Source organism: Streptomyces kronopolitis (assembly GCF_050953795.1).
GTDB lineage: Bacteria > Actinomycetota > Actinomycetes > Streptomycetales > Streptomycetaceae > Streptomyces > Streptomyces kronopolitis_A.
On sequence record NZ_CP191850.1, the window covers coordinates 2,138,163 to 2,156,458 of the forward strand.

At 72.5% G+C, this 18,296-nt stretch carries 12 protein-coding genes; 8 read left to right on the top strand and 4 right to left on the bottom strand.

Translation table 11 applies throughout. The annotated features are described in order from the left end of the window. The first annotated feature begins 50 nt into the window (after positions 1–50). The gene (gene hrpB / locus ACQP17_RS09345) at positions 51–2,624 is read left to right on the top strand and encodes an ATP-dependent helicase HrpB (protein ID WP_433855843.1); all 2,574 of its coding nucleotides are present in this window, start codon (positions 51–53) and stop codon (positions 2,622–2,624) included. Here hrpB and ACQP17_RS09350 read toward each other — a convergent pair. The 4 genes from ACQP17_RS09350 to polA all read right to left on the bottom strand — a co-directional run bounded on the left by ACQP17_RS09350 (position 2,611) and on the right by polA (position 8,858). Further along, positions 2,611–3,582 (bottom strand): DUF3068 domain-containing protein, encoded by a 972-nt coding sequence (locus ACQP17_RS09350; RefSeq protein ID WP_433859864.1) that lies wholly within the window; start codon positions 3,580–3,582, stop codon positions 2,611–2,613. The two genes, hrpB and ACQP17_RS09350, sit on opposite strands and share 14 nt — an antisense overlap. Positions 3,583–3,674: 92 nt before the next feature. After that, positions 3,675–3,809, bottom strand: coding sequence for an SPW_0924 family protein (locus ACQP17_RS09355; RefSeq protein WP_364877065.1), 135 nt, complete (start codon positions 3,807–3,809; stop codon positions 3,675–3,677). Positions 3,810–4,023: 214 nt separating this feature from the next. Then, positions 4,024–5,826 (bottom strand): lytic transglycosylase, encoded by a 1,803-nt coding sequence (locus tag ACQP17_RS09360; protein WP_433855844.1) that lies wholly within the window; start codon positions 5,824–5,826, stop codon positions 4,024–4,026. 293 nt (positions 5,827–6,119) lie between these two features. Continuing rightward, positions 6,120–8,858, bottom strand: coding sequence for a DNA polymerase I (gene polA, locus ACQP17_RS09365; RefSeq protein WP_433855845.1), 2,739 nt, complete (start codon positions 8,856–8,858; stop codon positions 6,120–6,122). A gap of 259 nt (positions 8,859–9,117) precedes the next feature. Here polA and ACQP17_RS09370 point away from each other — a divergent pair, with 259 nt between their 5' ends. From ACQP17_RS09370 to ACQP17_RS09400, 7 genes are all read left to right on the top strand, one after another. Next, positions 9,118–11,403, top strand: a complete 2,286-nt coding sequence (locus ACQP17_RS09370) for an FdhF/YdeP family oxidoreductase (RefSeq protein ID WP_433855846.1) — start codon at positions 9,118–9,120, stop codon at positions 11,401–11,403. Between the two features lie 114 nt (positions 11,404–11,517). Beyond that, the gene (locus ACQP17_RS09375) at positions 11,518–11,991 is read left to right on the top strand and encodes a PaaI family thioesterase (RefSeq protein ID WP_433855847.1); all 474 of its coding nucleotides are present in this window, start codon (positions 11,518–11,520) and stop codon (positions 11,989–11,991) included. A gap of 484 nt (positions 11,992–12,475) precedes the next feature. After that, on the top strand, positions 12,476–13,693 hold the full coding sequence (locus ACQP17_RS09380; RefSeq protein WP_433859865.1) for a branched-chain amino acid ABC transporter substrate-binding protein: 1,218 nt from the start codon (positions 12,476–12,478) through the stop codon (positions 13,691–13,693). 125 nt (positions 13,694–13,818) lie between these two features. Next, entirely contained in the window at positions 13,819–14,748 is a 930-nt protein-coding gene (locus ACQP17_RS09385; RefSeq protein WP_030988749.1) for a branched-chain amino acid ABC transporter permease, read from the top strand. A 5-nt stretch (positions 14,749–14,753) separates the two neighbouring features. After that, positions 14,754–16,550, top strand: coding sequence for a branched-chain amino acid ABC transporter permease (locus ACQP17_RS09390; RefSeq protein WP_433855848.1), 1,797 nt, complete (start codon positions 14,754–14,756; stop codon positions 16,548–16,550). Between the two features lie 5 nt (positions 16,551–16,555). Continuing rightward, positions 16,556–17,512, top strand: coding sequence for an ABC transporter ATP-binding protein (locus tag ACQP17_RS09395; RefSeq protein ID WP_433855849.1), 957 nt, complete (start codon positions 16,556–16,558; stop codon positions 17,510–17,512). Further along, a complete protein-coding gene (locus tag ACQP17_RS09400; protein WP_433855850.1) occupies positions 17,509–18,225 on the top strand; it encodes an ABC transporter ATP-binding protein in 717 nt (238 codons plus the stop codon). Before ACQP17_RS09395 ends, ACQP17_RS09400 begins: the two co-directional genes overlap by 4 nt. The last annotated feature ends 71 nt before the right edge of the window (positions 18,226–18,296 follow it).

The window sequence follows — 18,296 nt, forward strand, 5'->3', positions numbered from 1 at the left end:
GCGGTGGGAGCGGCCGCCGCCGGGGCGGGCCGGGGCGGCAGACTGGGGGCGTGATCCGTCGTGACGCCCTCGCCCAGCTGCCCGTCCGTACCGCGCTGCCCGCGCTGCGCGCCGCCCTGGACGGGCCCGGTGCCGCGGTGCTGTGCGCGCCGCCGGGCACCGGCAAGACGACGCTGGTGCCGCTGGAGCTGGCGGGGCTGACGGGCGCGGGTCCGGTGCGGCGGGTGCTGGTGGCCGAGCCGCGGCGGATCGCGGCCCGGGCGGCGGCGCGCCGGATGGCCTGGCTGCTGGGCGAGAAGGCCGGTGAGCGGGTGGGGTTCACGGTGCGCGGTGAGCGGCGGGCCGGGCCCCGTACGGTCGTCGAGGTGGTGACCACCGGGGTGCTGTTGCAGCGGTTGCAGCGTGATCCGGAGCTGGCCGGGGTCGATGTGGTGGTCCTCGACGAGTGTCATGAGCGGCATCTGGACGCCGATACCTCGGCGGCCTTCCTGCTGGACGTGCGGGAGACGCTGCGGCCGGAGCTGGGGTTGGTGGCGGCGTCGGCGACGACGGACGCCGAGGGGTGGGCGCGGCTGCTGGGTGCGGGCGGGCGGGCGGCGCCGGTGGTCGAGGCGGCGGGCGTGTCGCATCCCGTGGAAGTGGTGTGGGCGCCGCCGGTCCGGCCGGTGCGGCCGGCGCACGGGACGCGGGTCGATCCGGCGCTGCTCACGCATGTGGCCGAGGTGGTGCGGCGGGCGCTCGGGGAGCAGGTGGGCGATGTGCTGTGTTTCCTGCCCGGGGTCGGGGAGATCGGGCGGGTCGCCGGGCAGCTGGCGGGGGTGGACGCCGAGGTCTTGCAGGTGCACGGGCGGGCGCCGGCCGAGGTGCAGGATGCCGTGCTGGCGGGCGGGGACGGCGTGCGGCGGGTGGTGCTGGCGACGTCGGTGGCGGAGTCGAGTCTGACGGTGCCGGGGGTGCGGGTGGTGGTGGACAGCGGGCTGGCGCGGGTGCCGCGGACGGATCATGCGCGGGGGCTGAGTGCGCTGGCGACCGTACGGGCGTCGCGGGCGGCGTCGCGTCAGCGGGCCGGCCGGGCGGGGCGCGAGGCGCCGGGGGTGGTCTACCGCTGCTGGGCGGAGGGGGAGGACGGGCGGCTGCCGGCGTTCCCCGATCCGGAGATCAGGGTCGCCGATCTGACGGCTTTCGCGCTGCAGGCGGCGTGCTGGGGCGATCCGGGGGCCGGTGGTCTGGCGCTGCTCGACGCGCCGCCGGCCGGTGCGCTGGCCGCGGCGCGGGAGGTGCTGGCGGCGATCGGTGCGGTGGACGCGGAGGGGCGGGCGACCGGCCGGGGGGTGCGGATGGCGCGGCTGGGGCTGCATCCGCGGCTGGCGCGTGCGCTGTTGGACGGTGCGCCGGAGGTGGGTGTGCGGCGGGCCGCGGAGGTGGTGGCCCTGCTGAGTGAGGAGCCGCCGCGGGCGTACGGGGACGATCTGGCGGCGGCGTGGCGTACCGCGCGCCGGGGCGGCGACGGGTATGCGGGGCGGTGGCGGCAGGAGGCGCGGCGGCTGGCGTCGGCGGCGGGTGAGCCGGGGGCCGGGGCGGGCGGGTCGGCGGGGGGTGACGGCGGCGTGCGGGGCGACGACGCGGTGGCCGGGTTCGTCGCGGCGCTGGCGTTTCCGGAGCGGGTGGCTCGGGCGCGCGGGGCCGGGAGTTTCCTCATGGCGTCGGGGACGGGGGCCGAGCTGGCGGGGGCGGGACCGGGGTCGCGGGCCGGCGACGGGTCGGGGCTGCGGGATGCCGGGTGGCTGGCGGTCGCGGTGGCGGACCGGCCGGTGGCGGCGGTGTCGGCGCGGGTGCGGCTGGCGGCGGTGCTCGATGAGGAGACGGCGTGTGCGGCGGCGGGGGCTCTGTACTCCTCGGGTGAGGAGGTGGGGTGGTCGGGCGGCGACGTGGTGGCCAGGCGGGTGACCCGGCTGGGGGCGATCGAGCTCGCGTCGCGGCCGCTGGCCTCGCCCGGTGCCGGGCTGCTGCGGGAGGCGGTGGTGGCGGGGCTGCGGCGGGAGGGGCTGGGGCTGCTGCGCTGGCCGGCCGCCGCGGTCTCCCTGCGGCAGCGGATGGCGTTCCTGCACCGGGCGGTGGGCGCGCCGTGGCCCGAGGTGTCGGATGCGGCGCTGCTGGAGCGGGTGGAGGAGTGGCTGGGGACCGAGCTGGGGCGGGCGCGGCGGCGGGCCGATCTGGAGCGGATCGACGCGGGGCAGGCGCTGTCGCGGCTGTTGCCGTGGGCGAGCGGGGACGCGGCGCGCTTCGAGGAGCTGGCGCCGGAGCGGATCGAGGTGCCGAGCGGGTCGCGGGTGCGGGTGGATTACGGGGGTGAGCAGCCCGTATTGGCGGTGAAGCTGCAGGAGTTGTTCGGCTGGCAGTCGTCGCCGCGGGTGGCCGGCGGGCGGGTGGCGGTGCTGGTGCATCTGCTCTCCCCCGCGGGGCGTCCGGCCGCGGTCACGGCGGATCTGGCGTCGTTCTGGCGGGAGGGGTACCGGTCGGTGCGTGCGGAGCTGCGGGGCCGCTACCCCAAGCATCCGTGGCCGGAGGACCCGTCGACGGCGGAGCCGACGCGGCACACGACGGCACGGCTCAAGCGGGGCTGAGTCCGGTGGTGGTGCGGGGCCGGCGGCCGCGGGCCTCGAGGTGGAGGCTCAGGGCGAGCAGCACGGCGCCGAGGGCCAGGAGGCTCCAGGGGAGGTAGCGGGTGAGCAGCAGGACGAGGGTGCGCTGTGTCTTCACCAGGGAGACGGTGGCGTCGACGTAGTCGGGGCGCATCTTCACATGGCCGGCGAAGGCGGTGACGGTGCGGCCGCCGGGCAGCAGGTCGCCGCCGCGCAGTTCCTCCTTGTGGATCTCCTGGCCGTTGACGGGTGCGCCGGTGACCGGCTCGACCCAGAACATCCGTTTGGTGGTGTACCAGCGGGTGGTGCCCATCTTCGCGACGGCCTGCGGGGTGACGCCCTTGACCGGCATCTTCTTGGGGAAGGCGACCTTGGTCCAGGGGATGGTCTGTTCGAAGTAGTAGACCTCCAGGCCGCGGAAGGTGCGGGTGCCCTTGTAGTGGATGGGGGCGGAGGTGCGGGTCTGGGCGTCGAAGTAGGCGTAGTCGCGTTTCTCGGTGAGGAACGGCCATTTGTATTCGATGCCCTCGCGGCGGACCGGGTCGCCGTCGACGGATTCGCCGGTGGCGTGCACGGGTTCCTGGGTGTGGGCGTCGAAGAGGTAGCGCTCGGGGATCTCGGAGACCATTTTCCCGTCGGGGCCGGCGACGTAGGACAGGGTGTCCCAGACGACGACGTCACGGCCGGCGGACTGCTCGATCCGGTCGGAGGCGGCGACGTCGCCCTTGAGGGTCTGCACGATGGTGACCCGTGGGACCTGCTCGGCTTTCATCGTCCCGTAGTTGATGAGGGTGGCGGGCTTCGCCTCCAGGACCATGGCCTGGTACTGGCCGGGCGGGATCTTGGCGAGCCGGGGGAAGGCGTACCAGCGCATCAGCGGGGACAGCGCGGTGCAGAAGACGGCGAGGGCGAGCAGGACCAGGCTCGCCGTGCGGCGCATGACGCGGCCCGCCCGGCGCCGGGCGGGGGCGTCGGCGGCGGGGGGTAGGGCGCGGGTGGGGTCGGTGCGGGGCATGGCGGCGTCCCTCCCTCTCAGGGGTGCGCGGGGACGGTGGTCAGCAGCGGCTCGGGGGAGGTCGTGCCGCCGGGGTCACCGGCCGCCGTGAGGGCGAGGACGAGGACGAACGCCGCGGCCAGTCCGATCGCGGCTGCTGTCAGGGCACGCATGGCCGGCCTCCCGGGGAACTGATACAGCGTCAGGCGGGGGCACCGTAGCAACGGGCGGCCGAGATGAGAACACGTGATGCCGCCGTCCTGCCCTGGACGGAGGGCAGGACGGCGGCGGGGCGGGCGCGGTCACCGGGTCCGGCGCCGACCGGCCGCCATGGACGGACGGTTGGCGCGGCGCGTTCCGGCCGTGGCGCCCGGGCCGGGGCGCGGGTCAGGACCGGGCCGGGGCGACCTTCAGCTTGACGGTGAGCACGGCGCCGTCGGCGGTGGTCAGCCGCAGCAGGAACGTGCCCGCGTGGCTGTCGGTGTAGATCTTCGGGAGCTTCAGCAGGCCCTCGTCATCGGTGGTGAGGCCGGTGAGCGTGCGGACCGGGTCGTCCTCGTCGCCGCCGGTGGCCCCGGGGTCCTTGAAGTAGGGGCCCTTGTCGTTCTCGACGGGGTGGTCCGGGTCGTCGGTGACCATGGTCGCGGTGACCGGCACACCGGCCGCGAGTGCGCCGTGGTAGGTCGCCTTGATCTCGACCGCGTCCTCGGCGAAGGCCTTGCCGGCGGTGGCCGTCAGCGGCTTGTCCGAGGTGCGGGTGAGCGTGTCGGCCTTCGGGGTGGGCTTGGCCTTGACGGTGGCACCGAAGTCGACGGCGGGGGCGGTGCGGTCCACGGCCGTGGCGCGGACGGTGAAGGTGGTGGCCTTGTCGCCCGCGCGCAGGGCGGGGGCGGCGGCCAGGCCGTCCTTGCCGGTGGTGACGGTGACGGTGGTGCGGTCGCCGGGGAAGCGGGCGCCGGCGGAGGCGGGGAGGGTGAAGCGGACGGGGGCGCCGGCGACCGGCTTGCCCGCCGCGTCCTCGGCGCGGACGGTCGGCGCGGCGGTGAACTCGTCGCCGGCGGTGGCGGTCAGGTCCTTGTCGCCGACGCGGGTGAGGGTGGTGAGCCGGGGTTCGGCGGGCGGCTTGGGGGTGGGGGTGGGCTCGTGGGTGGGCGTGCCGGTGCCGCCGCCCGGGGTGTGGTCGGTGCCGCCGGGCTTGCCGGGGTGGTGCTGCCCCTTGCCGGGCTTGTGGGATCCGGTGCCGGATCCGCCGGGCCGCCGGTCCTTGTCCGGCGTGCCGCCGGAGCCGCGGCCCGCGGGCACGCCGCCGGTGCGGGTGTCGCGGTCGTCGCCGGCCGTGCGCGGCTCGCGCCGCCGTTCCGGCAGGACGCCCCTGCCGTCGGGGATCTCGTGGGTGCCGTGGCGGTAGAACCCGTACCAGGACAGCACGGTGCGCAGATAGGCGTCGGAGTTGTTGTAGCCGAGGATCGCGTGGTCCAGATCGCCCTGGTCCGACAGGTCGCGGCCGCCGGCGCAGAGGTAGCGGCCGGCGGCGAGCGCCGCGTCGTAGACGTTGTTGGGGTCCTTCTTGCCGTCGCCGTTGCCGTCGGCGCCCCAGCCGGTGCGGTCGGGGCCGCCCTGCGACCAGGTGGAGGGGATGAACTGCATCGGGCCCACGGCACGGTCGTGGGTGACGTCGCCGTCGTAGCGGCCGCCGTCGGTGTCAGTGATCCGCGCGAAGCCGTGGCCGTTGAGCTGCGGGCCGAGTATCGGCTGGAGGGTGGTCCCCTCGGCGTCGACCGCTCCGCCGCGTGCCTGGCCGGATTCGACCTTGCCGATTCCGGCGAGCAGCTGCCAGGGCAGCCGGCAGCCCGGGTCGGAGCCGTCGAGGGCCGACTCTGCCTTCTTGTACGCGGCCAGGACGGTGGCGGGGAGACCCGCCTCGGCGGGGCCCGCGGAGTCGGCGGGGTGCGAGCCGGTGTGGTGTGAACCGCGGGGCGGTACCGGGCTGTTGAGGGGCGGCAGGTCGGTGTAGTACGTCGTGCCGCCGTCGATGGGGGTGTCGGCCGGGGGCGGCGGCTGCTGCTTTCTGGCGGCGGCCGCTTCGGCGGCGCCGGGCGCCTGAGAGGCCGTCAGGGCGGCGAGCACCAGGGCCGCCACGGCCGTCGAGGCCGCTCCCCGCTGGAGCCGCCGTCGGAATGTGGCTGACATACGTGGTCCCCTCCGCGTTGCCCTACCGCGCTCCTGACGCGGCGTCGCGCTCCCCGGCGCTCCAACTCAGGCGACACTACGACAACTCGGGCCCGGCATCTACCACCCACTTCGGACACATAGTGATCAGAACCGGTCAGGGGGCCCGCGGGCCGTTTACTTTCGGGCCGGGGAAGGCGCTCCTGACGCGCCGTCAGGTGGAGTGTGCGCGGGGCGGCCGGCCGACACCGGGCCCGACGGGCGCCGGGGAGGGCGCGGGACGTGCCCCGCGCCCTCCCCGGTCCGTCGTCTGCTCAGTGCGCGGCGGACTCCCAGTCCTTGCCGGAGCCGACGGAGACGTCCAGCGGGGCGTCGAGTTCGACCGCGTCGGCCATCTCGCGGCGGACCAGTTCCTCGACCTTCTTGCGCTCGCCCGGGGCGACCTCGACCACGATTTCGTCGTGGACCTGGAGCAGCATGCGCGACTTCAGCTTCGCGTCCCGCAGCGCCGCGTCGACCCGCAGCATCGCGATCTTGACGATGTCGGCGGCGGTGCCCTGGATCGGGGCGTTCAGCGCCATCCGCTCGGCCATCTCACGGCGCTGGCGGTTGTCGCTGTTGAGGTCGGGGAGGTAGCGGCGGCGGCCGAGCATCGTCTCGGTGTAGCCGGTGGCGCGGGCCTCGTCCACGACGCGGCGGAGGTAGTCGCGCACCCCGCCGAAGCGCTCGAAGTAGTTGTCCATCAGCTTGCGGGCCTCATCGGGCTGGATGCCCAGCTGCTGGGAGAGCCCGAAGGCCGACAGCCCGTACGCCAGGCCGTAGGACATCGCCTTGATCTTGCGGCGCATCTCCGCGTCGACCTCGTGGGTGGCGACCGTGAAGACGTGGGAGGCGACCGTGGTGTGCAGGTCCTCGCCGGAGGTGAAGGCCTCCAGCAGGCCCTCGTCCTCGGAGAGGTGGGCCATCACCCGCAGCTCGATCTGGCTGTAGTCGGCGGTCAGCAGCGATTCGAAGCCGTCCCCGACGACGAAGCCGCGGCGGATGGCCCGGCCCTCGTCCGTACGCACCGGGATGTTCTGGAGGTTGGGGTCCGTGGAGGACAGTCGGCCGGTGGCGGCCACGGTCTGGTTGAAGGTGGTGTGGATGCGGCCGTCGGCGCCGATGGTCTTGATCAGGCCCTCGACGGTGGTGCGCAGCTTGGCCTGCTCACGGTGCCGGAGCATGATGACCGGGAGTTCGTTCTCGGTCTGGGCCGCCAGCCAGGCCAGGGCGTCGGCGTCGGTGGTGTAGCCCGTCTTGGTCTTCTTGGTCTTGGGCAGGCCCAGTTCGCCGAAGAGGACCTCCTGCAGCTGCTTGGGCGAGCCGAGGTTGAACTCGTGGCCGGCGGCGGCGTGCGCCTCCTTGACGGCCTGCTGCACCGCGCCCGCGAACTGCTGCTCCATGCGCTCCAGCCAGCCCCGGTCCGCGGCGATGCCGGCGCGCTCCATGCGGGCCAGCAGCACGCTGGTGGGCAGCTCCACGTCGCGCAGCAGCCCGGCCGCGCCGACCTCGGCGAGCTTCGCCTCGAACGCCGTTCCCAGGTCGAGGACCGTACGGGCCTGGCCCATGAGGGCGTCGGCCTCGGCCTGCTCGTCCGCGCCGAACGCCAGCTGGCCGTCGCCGGCCGCGGCGGGGGCCAGATCGCGGCCCAGGTACTCGATGGACAGGGCGTCCAGGGCGAAGGAGCGGCGGCCCGGCTTGACCAGATAGGCGGCCAGGGCGGTGTCCATGGTGACGCCGTCGATGCGCCAGCCGTGCTCGCCGAAGACCCGCATCAGGCCCTTGGCGTTGTGCATCACCTTGGGGCGGGCGGCGTCCACGCTCCAGGCGGCGAAGGCCTGCTCGTCGGCCTCGTCGAGCTGGGCGGGGTCGAACCAGGCGGCCGGGCCGTCGCCGGCGGCGAGCGCGATCTCGGCGACGCTGCCGCTGCCGAGGGTCCAGACGTCGACCGTGGCCACGCCGAGCGGTCCGGTGCCGTGCTCGGCCAGCCACGGAGCGAGTTCACCGGCGGCCAGGACCGAACCGTCGACCTCGATGCCGGCCGCGGGGGCGGCCTCCTCGGCGGCCTCGGCCGCGCCCGGGTCGACGGCGTGCAGCCGGTCACGCAGGCCCTGGTTGCGGATCTCCAGGCCGTTGAAGAGGACCGCGAGCGCCTCCCGGTCGTACGCCTCGCGGGTCAGCTCGGCCGGGCCGCACGGCAGCGCGACATCGCGCACCATCTCCGTGAGCCGGCGGTTGAGCTTGACCGCGTCCAGGTGCTCGCGGAGGTTGGCGCCCGCCTTGCCCTTGACCTCCTCGGCGCGCTCCACCAGCTCCGCGAACGAACCGAACTGATTGATCCACTTCGTCGCGGTCTTCTCGCCGACGCCGGGGATGCCGGGGAGGTTGTCCGAGGGGTCGCCGCGCAACGCGGCGAAGTCCGGGTACTGGGCCGGGGTCAGGCCGTACTTCTCGAAGACCTTCTCCGGGGTGAAGCGGGTCAGCTCCGAGACGCCCTTGGTGGGGTAGAGCACCGTGACGTCGTCGGAGACCAGCTGGAAGGAGTCGCGGTCGCCGGTGACGATCGAGACCTCGAAGCCCTGGGCCGTGGCCTGCTCGGTGAGGGTGGCGATGACGTCGTCGGCCTCGAAGCCCTCGATCGCGAAGCGCTTGACCCGCATCGCGTCGAGCATCTCTCCGATCAGCTCGACCTGGCCCTTGAACTCGTCGGGCGTCTTGGAGCGGTTCGCCTTGTAGTCGGCGAACTCCTCGGAGCGCCAGGTCTTGCGCGAGACGTCAAAGGCCACGGCGAAATGCGTGGGCGCCTCGTCACGCAGGGTGTTCGCGAGCATCGACGCGAAGCCGTAGATCGCATTGGTCGGTTGTCCCGAGACGGTCGTGAAATTCTCCACGGGCAGGGCGAAGAACGCCCGGTATGCCATGGAATGCCCGTCCATCAGGAGCAGTCGGGGACGGCCGCCCGCCGCCGCCTCGGTGCCGGTCGCTTCGCTCTTCTTCGCTGCCTTTGCTGCCACGCCCCCGATCCTGCCACGCCCCACTGACAATCCCCGCCGCGACGGCCCCCGGCCCCCTCGCCGCGCCCCGCCGCGGACCCCGGCCGCGCCGCCCCGGCCCGCCGCCCGCCGCGCCGGCCTCCACGTCCGCCGCCGTCCCCCGCCGCCCCCTGCACCGCCCCGCGCGTCCGTGACAGGATCCACGCGTACGACACCTGTGCGGGACAACGGTCCGCCGCGCCCGCGGACCACCGCAGCTCACGGCTCAAGGGAGAGCGTCATGGCAGGCAAGCCGCCCGCGTCGGACCCCGTCCAGGACGCGCCCGAGGTCAGCGCACCCCAGCACTCCGCCGTCGGGCTGCCGGCCCTCACCCACGCCCTGCGCGTCGCCCAGCAGCAGATGGGTGTGCGGCGCAGCGCCCGGACCCTGCTGCGCGTCAACCAGCCCGACGGCTTCGACTGCCCGGGCTGCGCCTGGCCCGAGCCCGGCAAGACGCACACCGCGGAGTTCTGCGAGAACGGCGCCAAGGCGGTCGCCGAGGAAGCCACCCTGCGCCGCGTCACCCCGGAGTTCTTCGCGGCGCACTCCGTCGCCGGCCTCGCCGACCGCAGCGGCTACTGGCTCGGCCAGCAGGGCCGCCTCACGCACCCCATGTACCTGGCCGAGGGCGCCGACCACTACACCCCCGTCTCCTGGGAGCGGGCCTTCGACCTGATCGGCGAGGAGCTGACCGCCCTCGACTCCCCCGACGAGGCCGTCTTCTACACCTCCGGGCGCACCAGCAACGAGGCAGCCTTCCTCTACCAGCTCTTCGCCCGCGAATTCGGCACCAACAACCTGCCCGACTGCTCCAACATGTGCCACGAGTCCTCGGGCTCCGCGCTCACCGAGACCCTCGGCATCGGCAAGGGCAGCGTCCTGCTGGAGGACCTCTACCAGGCCGACCTGATCATCGTCGCCGGCCAGAACCCGGGCACCAACCACCCCCGGATGCTCACCGCCCTGGAGAAGGCCAAGTCCGGCGGCACACGGATCATCTCGGTCAACCCGCTGCCCGAGGCCGGCCTGGAACGCTTCAAGAACCCGCAGACCCCGCGCGGCCTGGCCGGCGGCGGCACCGCGCTGACCGACCTCTTCCTCCAGGTACGCCTCGGCGGCGACCAGGCCCTCTTCCGGGCCCTCAACCGCCTCGTCCTCGCCACCGAGGGCGCCCTCGACGAGGACTTCATCCGCGACCACACCCACGGCTTCGAGGAGTTCGCGCGGGCCGCCCGCGGCGACCACGACTGGGACGAGACGCTCACCGCCACCGGTCTGAGCCGCGAGGAGATCGAGCGCGCGGGGGAGATGGTCCTCGCCTCGAAGCGCACCATCGTGTGCTGGGCGATGGGTCTGACCCAGCACAAGCACTCCGTCCCCACCATCCGGGAAGTCGTCAACTTCCTGCTGCTGCGCGGCAACATCGGCCGGCCCGGGGCCGGCGTGTGTCCCGTCCGCGGACACAGCAACGTCCAGGGCGACCGCACCATGGGCATCTTCGAACGGCCCGCGCCCGCCTTCCTCGACGCCCTGGAGAAGGAGTTCGGCTTCGCGCCGCCCCAGGAGCACGGCCTCGACGTGGTCCGCGCCATCCGCGCGCTGCGCGACGGACAGGCCAAGGTCTTCTTCGCGATGGGCGGCAACTTCGTGTCCGCCACCCCCGACACCGACGTCACCGAGGCCGCCATGCGCCGCGCCCGGCTGACCGTCCACGTCTCCACCAAGCTCAACCGCTCGCACGTGATCACCGGCGCCCGCGCCCTGATCCTGCCGACCCTGGGCCGCTCGGACCGCGATGTGCAGGGCGGCGGCCCGCAGTTCGTGACCGTCGAGGACTCCATGGGCATGGTGCACGCCTCCCGCGGCCGGCTGGAGCCCGCCGGATCCCAGCTGCTGTCAGAGCCCGCGATCGTGGCCCGGCTGGCCCGCCGCGTCCTGGGCGCGGACAGCGCCACCCCCTGGGAGGAGTTCGAGCAGGACTACGCCACGATCCGCGACCGGATCGCCCGCGTCGTCCCCGGCTTCGAGGACTTCAACGCCCGGGTCGCCCGCCCCGGAGGCTTCGCCCTGCCGCACGCCCCCCGGGACAGCCGCAGCTTCCCCACCGCCACCGGCAAGGCCAACTTCACCGCCGCACCCGTGGAATACCCCATCGCCCCCGAAGGCCGGCTGCTGCTGCAGACGCTGCGCTCCCACGACCAGTACAACACCACCGTCTACGGCCTCGACGACCGCTACCGCGGCATCAAGAACGGCCGCCGCGTCGTGCTCGTCCACCCCGACGACGCCCGCGAACGGGGCCTGGCCGACGGCGCGTACGCCGACCTGATCAGCGAGTGGACCGACGGCAGCGAGCGGCGGGCGGACGGCTTCCGCGTCGTGCACTACCCCACGGCCCGCGGGTGTGCGGCCGCCTACTACCCCGAGACCAACGTCCTGATCCCGCTCGACCACACCGCCGACACCAGCAACACCCCGGCCGCCAAGTCCGTGGTGATCCGCCTGGAGCCCGCCCGCCGGGACTGAGCGCGGCGCCGCGGCCAGCGGGATCCCCACCCCGCGCTGAGCGCTTGCTCAGCGGACTGATAGGAACAGGCACGGATCGACGACGATCACGGGCGAGCGAACGGAGCCACGGGCATGGGTGAGCAGAGCACGACCAAGTTTCCGCAGGAGATCCTCGACCAGTGGGCCGGCCTCGGCCTCGACCTGCCGGCGCTGTTCTCCGCCGGACACCTCGGCGAGCGGATGAGCGTGCGGGTCGTCGAGGCCGCCCCGGAGCGCATCGTGGGCACCATGCCCGTCGAGGGCAACACCCAGCCCTACGGGCTGCTGCACGGCGGCGCCTCCGCCGTCCTGGCCGAAACCCTCGGTTCCGTCGGCGCCATGCTGCACGGTGGCCCCACCAAGATCGCGGTGGGCGTCGACCTGAACTGCACCCACCACCGCGGCGCCCGCTCCGGACTGGTCACCGGCGTCGCCACCCCCGTACACCGCGGCCGCTCCACCACCACCTACGACATCGTCATCACCGACGAGCACGACAAGCGGGTCTGCACCGCCCGCCTGACCTGCATGCTGCGCGAGACCGACAGCGACGCCTACCGCAGCTGACCCACCCCGGCCGGCGCACCGCCGCCCGCCGCCGCGGCCCCGCATCCAGCCCCTGGAGCGGGGCCGCACCGCTTTCCGTAACCCTGAGTAACAAGCGTGCGGAGCCGTGCCGTGCGCGATTCCCGTGCCCTTCAAGGGTCCCGGCACCCCCGCGCCCCTCACGTCCGGATAGCGGACGCCGAACCGTCACCACGCGCCCCATCCCCCCGTGGAGGTGCACCTTCACCCCTCCCGGCGCGTTCGCCCTGCGGTGTAAGGACCATAACGGCAAAACGCTCATCGAAGGTCATAACAAGAGCGTCACATCCTGCACAGCGCCTCTGCCGGTGTGGCGAACACCGCTCTAGAGTCACGGCCAGTCACCGCGCCGCCGGGCGCGCTGCGAGCACGGACCCCGGCCTCACCCCGCACAGCCCGGCGCCGCGATCCGGCCATGCGACAGCTGTGGCCGCCAGGGAAAGGACTGATCGTGCGTCACCGTTCCTTGCTCATCCTCACCACCGCGGTCACCGCCGGTGCCCTCACCCTTTCCGCGTGCGGCTCGCGCGGCGAGAACAAGAGCGGCGACGGAAAATCCACCGTCGTCATCGGCCTCGACGCCCCCACCACCGGCGAGCTCTCCGCACTCGGCCTGGGCATCCGCAACTCCGCCCAGCTCGCCATCGACAACGCCAACAAGGCCGGCGAGGTCAAGGGCGTCACCTTCAAGCTCGAAGCCCTCGACGACAAGGCCCTGCCCAACGTCGGCCAGCAGAACACCACCAAGCTCGCCGGCGACAAGGACGTCCTCGGCATCGTCGGCCCGCTCAACTCCGGCGTCGCCCAGTCCATGCAGCAGGTCTCCAAGCAGAACAACCTCACCCTGATATCCCCGGCGAACACCACCCCGGACCTCACCCAGGGCCCGGACTGGCGCAAGAACAAGCGGGTCCGCCAGTTCCCGACCTACTTCCGCACCGCCACCACCGACGAGGTCCAGGGCGCCTTCGACGGCCAGTACGCCTGGGAGAAGGTGAAGGCCAAGAAGGTCTACGTCATCGACGACCAGAAGACCTACGGCGTCGGCCTCGCGTCCTCCTTCAAGGACCAGTTCAGCAAGCTCGGCGGCAAGATCGCCGGCACCGAGCACGTCAGCCCCGACGACCGTGACTTCAAGGCCGTCGTCTCCAAGGTCAAGTCCGCCAAGCCCGACCTGGTCTTCTACGGCGGCGAGTACCCCGCCTCCGGCCCGCTCAGCCAGCAGCTCAAGGACGGCGGCGTCACCGTCCCGCTCATGGGCGGCGACGGCATGTACAGCGGCGACTACATCAAGCTCAACAAGAAGGCGCAGGGCGACTACGCCTCCTCCGTCGGCAAGCCCGTCGAAGACCTCCCCTCCGCCAAGAAGTTCATCGCCGACTACAAGGCAGCCGGCTTCAAGGAGGCCTACGAGGCCTACGGCGGCTCCGCCTACGACTCCACCTGGGCCGTCATCCAGGCCGTCAAGGCCGTCGTCGACGCCAACAGCGGCAAGCTCCCCGACGACGCCCGCAAGAAGGTCGTCGACGCCATGAACAAGGTCACCTTCGACGGCGTCACCGGGCACATCGCCTTCGACAAGTTCGGCGACACCACCAACACCATGATCACCGCTTACCAGGTCGACAAGGGAGCCTGGGCCTCCCGCTTCAGCGCCGAATTCAAGAAGTTCGACAAGAGCTGACCGACCGCGCACCGCACCACCGACACACCCGGGCCGCGCCAGGACGCACCACGCCCCCTGGCGCGGCCCGCGGCACACCGGGGCAGCCCGGAACCCCGTAACTCCCACGCAACGGAGGCCCTGCGGTGAGTGAACTGCCGCAACAGCTGGCCAACGGACTCATCCTCGGCGCGATGTACGGTCTCATCGCGATCGGCTACACGATGGTCTACGGAATCGTCCAGCTCATCAACTTCGCCCACGGCGAGATCTTCATGGTCGGCGGCTTCGGAGCGCTCAGCGTCTTCCTCGCGCTTCCCGCCGGCACCTCGCTCGCCCTCGCGCTGCCGGTCATGCTCCTCGGCGGCATCGCCGTATCCGTCCTCGTCGGCATCGCAGCGGAACGTTTCGCCTACCGCCCGCTGCGCGGCGCCCCCCGCCTCGCCCCCCTCATCACCGCCATCGGCCTGTCCATCGCGCTCCAGCAGGCCATCTGGAAGTGGTACCCCGACGGCAAACAGGCCCGCGTCTTCCCCCAGTTCAAGGGCCACGCCTTCGACATCCTCGGCGCCACCGTCCAGCGCGGCGACCTCTTCGTCCTGATCGCCGCACCCGCCTGCATGATCGCCCTCGGCTTCTTCGTCGCCAAGACCCGCAGCGGCCGCGCCATGCAGGCCACCGCGCAGGACCCCGACACCGCCAAGCTCATGGGCATCAACACCGACCGCATCATCGTCCTCGCCTTCGCCATCGGCGCCGCCTTCGCCGGCGTCGCCGCCGTCGCCTACGGACTGCGCACCGGCGAGGTCCAGTTCCGCATGGGCTTCATCATGGGCCTCAAGGCCTTCACCGCCGCCGTCCTCGGCGGCATCGGCAACATCTACGGCGCCATGCTCGGCGGCGTCGTCCTCGGCATCGCCGAAGCCCTCGCCACCGCCTACATCGAAGAGATACCGGGCATGGAGCAATTCGGCGGCGGAGCCTGGAAGGACGTCTGGGCCTTCGTCCTCCTCATCCTTGTGCTCCTACTGAGACCACAGGGCCTCCTGGGCGAACGTGTCGCGGATCGGGCGTGATTGCGATGACCACAGACCTCACCACGACCCCCGCACGCGGCCTGCTCCCCCTCCCCGAACGCACCGCCCGCCTCACCACCGCCGCCGGCGCCCTCGTCACCGCCCTGTCCACCGGCCTCGCCTGGACCTGGAGCAGCGACTTCCCCGGCGACCTCACCTACAGCCTCTCCCCCGCCGGCCTCCAGCTCATCACCCTCTTCGGCGGCCTCCTCACCCTCCTCCTCGCCACCTCCGCACTCGGCGTCCGCGGACTGGGCTGGCTCACCCCCGCGGGACGCAACGCCCCCACCCTCCTCGCCGCCCTGGCCACCTTCGCCGCCACGTGGTTCACCCTGATCGCCATCGCCGTCCAGCTCGGCGGACTGATCAACCTCGAACCCGGCGGCCTCCTCGCCGGCCTCGCCTCCCTGATCACCCTCCTCGCCGCTCTCGCCCTCCCGCCGGACACCCCCGGCGACACCCCACCGGCCGGCCCCTGGCAGCGCTTCACCGCGGTCCTCGGCGCCACCCCCCTGCGGCGGCGCACCCGCGAACTCCCCTCCTGGGCCGAGATCCTGATCATCGCCGCCGCCTTCGCCGCCGGCCTGCTCGCCTTCACCTACGGCATCGACACCGACGACGGCGCCCCCTTCGTCGGCTACCTGCTCTTCATGGTGCTCGCCGTCCCCGCCCTCCACCGGGCCGGACTCACCGCGCGCCTGACCGCACTGACCCGCGCCCACCGCGGCGTCGCCCTCGGCGCGGCCTTCGCCGCCGCCGCCTGTTTCCCCTTCACCCAGGACACCGACCAGTACACGATCATCGGGGCCAACATCCTGATCTTCGCCACCGTCGCCCTGGGCCTCAACGTCGTCGTCGGCCTCGCCGGCCTCCTCGACCTCGGCTACGTCGCCTTCCTCGGCGTCGGCGCCTACGCCGCGGCCCTGGTCTCCGGCTCCGCCGAATCCGCCTTCGGCCTGCACTTCCCCTTCTGGGCCGCCCTCCTGACCGGGGCCGCCGCCTCCCTCGCCTTCGGCGTCCTCATCGGCGCCCCCACCCTCCGCCTGCGCGGCGACTACCTCGCCATCGTCACCCTCGGCTTCGGTGAGATCTTCCGCATCGCCATGCTCAACCTCAACGGCACCACCGGCCCCGACATCACCAACGGCGCCATGGGCATCCCCAACATCCCCAACCTCGAAATCTTCGGGTTCAACTTCGGCGAATCCCACACCGTCCTCGGCATCCCCCTCGCCACCTACGGCAACTACTACCTGCTGATGATCCTGGTGACCGCCTTCGTCGTCCTCGTCTTCCGACGCGCCGCCGCCTCCCGCATCGGCCGCGCCTGGATCGCCATCCGCGAGGACGAGACCGCCGCCATCGCGATGGGCATCAACAGCTTCCGCCTGCGACTGCTCGCCTTCGCCCTCGGCGCCGCACTGGCCGGACTCGCCGGCACCGTCCACGCCCACGTCGTCACCACCGCCACCCCGGAACAATTCCAGTTCGCCGGCCCCCAGCCCCCCAACTCCGCCTTCCTCCTCGCCGCCGTCATCCTCGGCGGCATGGGCACCCTCAGCGGCCCCCTCGTCGGCGCCGCGCTCCTCTTCCTCATCCCCGCCAAACTCGACTTCCTCCAGGACTACCAGCTCCTGCTGTTCGGCATCGCCCTGGTCCTCCTCATGCGCTTCCGGCCCGAAGGACTCATCCCCGACCGCCGCAAACAGCTGGAGTTCCACGAAACCGGCCAGCTCGACGTGCCCGACCAGCGCCTCCCCGACACCGACGCCACCCTCGGCGCCACCCAGGCAAAGGCGTGAGGACCATGACCACATCACCCAGCGCCGCCACCACCGACCGCGCCACGATCCTGCGCGCCGAGGGCGTCACCATGCGCTTCGGCGGACTCACCGCCGTACGCGGCGTCGACCTCACCGTCGGCAGCGGCGAAATCGTCGGCCTCATAGGACCCAACGGAGCCGGCAAAACCACCTTCTTCAACTGCCTCACCGGCCTCTACGTGCCCACCGAAGGCACCGTCAGCTACCGGGGCACCCGGCTCTCCCGCAAACCCCACCTCGTCACCCAGGCCGGCGTCGCCCGCACCTTCCAGAACATCCGCCTCTTCGCCAACATGACCGTCCTGGAGAACGTCCTCGTCGGACGCCACACCCGCACCAAAGAAGGCCTCTGGTCAGCCCTGCTCCGCGGCCCCGGCTTCAAAAGGGCGGAACGCACCAGCGAGGAACGCGCCATGGAACTCCTGGAGTTCACCGGCCTCGCGCACAAACGCGACCACCTCGCCCGCAACCTCCCCTACGGCGAACAACGCAAGCTCGAAATCGCCCGCGCCCTCGCCAGCGAACCCGGGCTGCTGCTCCTGGACGAGCCCACCGCCGGCATGAACCCCCAGGAAACCCGCGCCACCCAGGACCTCGTCCTCGCCATCCGGGCCCAGGGCACCGCCGTCCTCGTCATCGAGCACGACATGCGCTTCATCTTCAACCTCTGCGACCGCGTCGCCGTCCTCGTCCAGGGCCAGAAACTCATCGAGGGCACCGCCGACGTCGTCCAGGCCGACGAGCGCGTCATCGCCGCCTACCTCGGCACCCCTCTCGACGACGACACCCCGCCCGCCGACGCCGACGCCCCCACCCCCACCGGGAACACCACCGGCGCCGCGGACACCACGGAAGCCACGGACACCCCGGACGCCGCGGGCCCCGACGCCACGGCCCCGGCGGACCGGCCGGCCCAGGGACACACCGGAGACACCCCATGACCGCACTGCTCGAAGTCGAGGACCTCCGGGTCGCCTACGGCAAGATCGAAGCCGTCAAAGGCATCTCCTTCACCGTCGAGGCGGGCGAGGCCGTCACCCTCATCGGCACCAACGGCGCCGGCAAAACCACCACCCTGCGCACCCTCTCCGGCCTCCTCAAGCCCCTGGCCGGAAAGATCACCTTCGACGGCGAACCCCTGGGCGGCGTCCCCGCCCACAAAATCGTCGAACGCGGCCTCGCCCACTCCCCCGAGGGCCGCCGCCTCTTCCCCCGCCTCACCATCGCCGAGAACCTCCAGCTCGGCGCCTTCCTCCGCAAGGACACCGCCGGCATCGACGCCGACATCCAACGCGTCTACGACCTCTTCCCCATCCTCGGCGAACGCAGCAAGCAAGCCTCCGGCACCCTCTCCGGCGGCGAACAGCAAATGCTCGCCATGGGCCGCGCGCTCATGTCCCGCCCCAAACTCCTCATGCTCGACGAACCCTCCATGGGCCTCTCCCCGATCATGATGCAGAAGATCATGGAAACCATCCGCGAACTCCGCTCACAAGGCACCACCATCCTGCTCGTGGAACAGAACGCCCAGGCCGCGCTCTCCCTCGCCGACCAGGGACACGTCATGGAAATCGGCCGCATCGTCCTCTCCGGCAGCGGACCCTCGCTCCTCCACGACGAATCCGTCCGCAAGGCCTACCTCGGCGAGGACTGAACGCCCACCACCCCGGCATACGAGCGGCCCCGCACCGGACATCCGGTACGGGGCCGCTCCCACACTCCGCG

Excerpts from the sequence above, each read along its gene's own strand:
- ACQP17_RS09395 (WP_433855849.1), top strand. The coding sequence starts at position 16,556 with ATGACCACATCACCCAGCGCCGCCACCACCGACCGCGCCACGATCCTG.
- ACQP17_RS09350 (WP_433859864.1), bottom strand. The coding sequence starts at position 3,582 with ATGCGCCGCACGGCGAGCCTGGTCCTGCTCGCCCTCGCCGTCTTCTGC.
- ACQP17_RS09360 (WP_433855844.1), bottom strand. The coding sequence starts at position 5,826 with ATGTCAGCCACATTCCGACGGCGGCTCCAGCGGGGAGCGGCCTCGACG.
- ACQP17_RS09370 (WP_433855846.1), top strand. The coding sequence starts at position 9,118 with ATGGCAGGCAAGCCGCCCGCGTCGGACCCCGTCCAGGACGCGCCCGAG.
- ACQP17_RS09400 (WP_433855850.1), top strand. The coding sequence starts at position 17,509 with ATGACCGCACTGCTCGAAGTCGAGGACCTCCGGGTCGCCTACGGCAAG.
- ACQP17_RS09375 (WP_433855847.1), top strand. The coding sequence starts at position 11,518 with ATGGGTGAGCAGAGCACGACCAAGTTTCCGCAGGAGATCCTCGACCAG.
- ACQP17_RS09390 (WP_433855848.1), top strand. The coding sequence starts at position 14,754 with ATGACCACAGACCTCACCACGACCCCCGCACGCGGCCTGCTCCCCCTC.
- ACQP17_RS09355 (WP_364877065.1), bottom strand. The coding sequence starts at position 3,809 with ATGCGTGCCCTGACAGCAGCCGCGATCGGACTGGCCGCGGCGTTCGTC.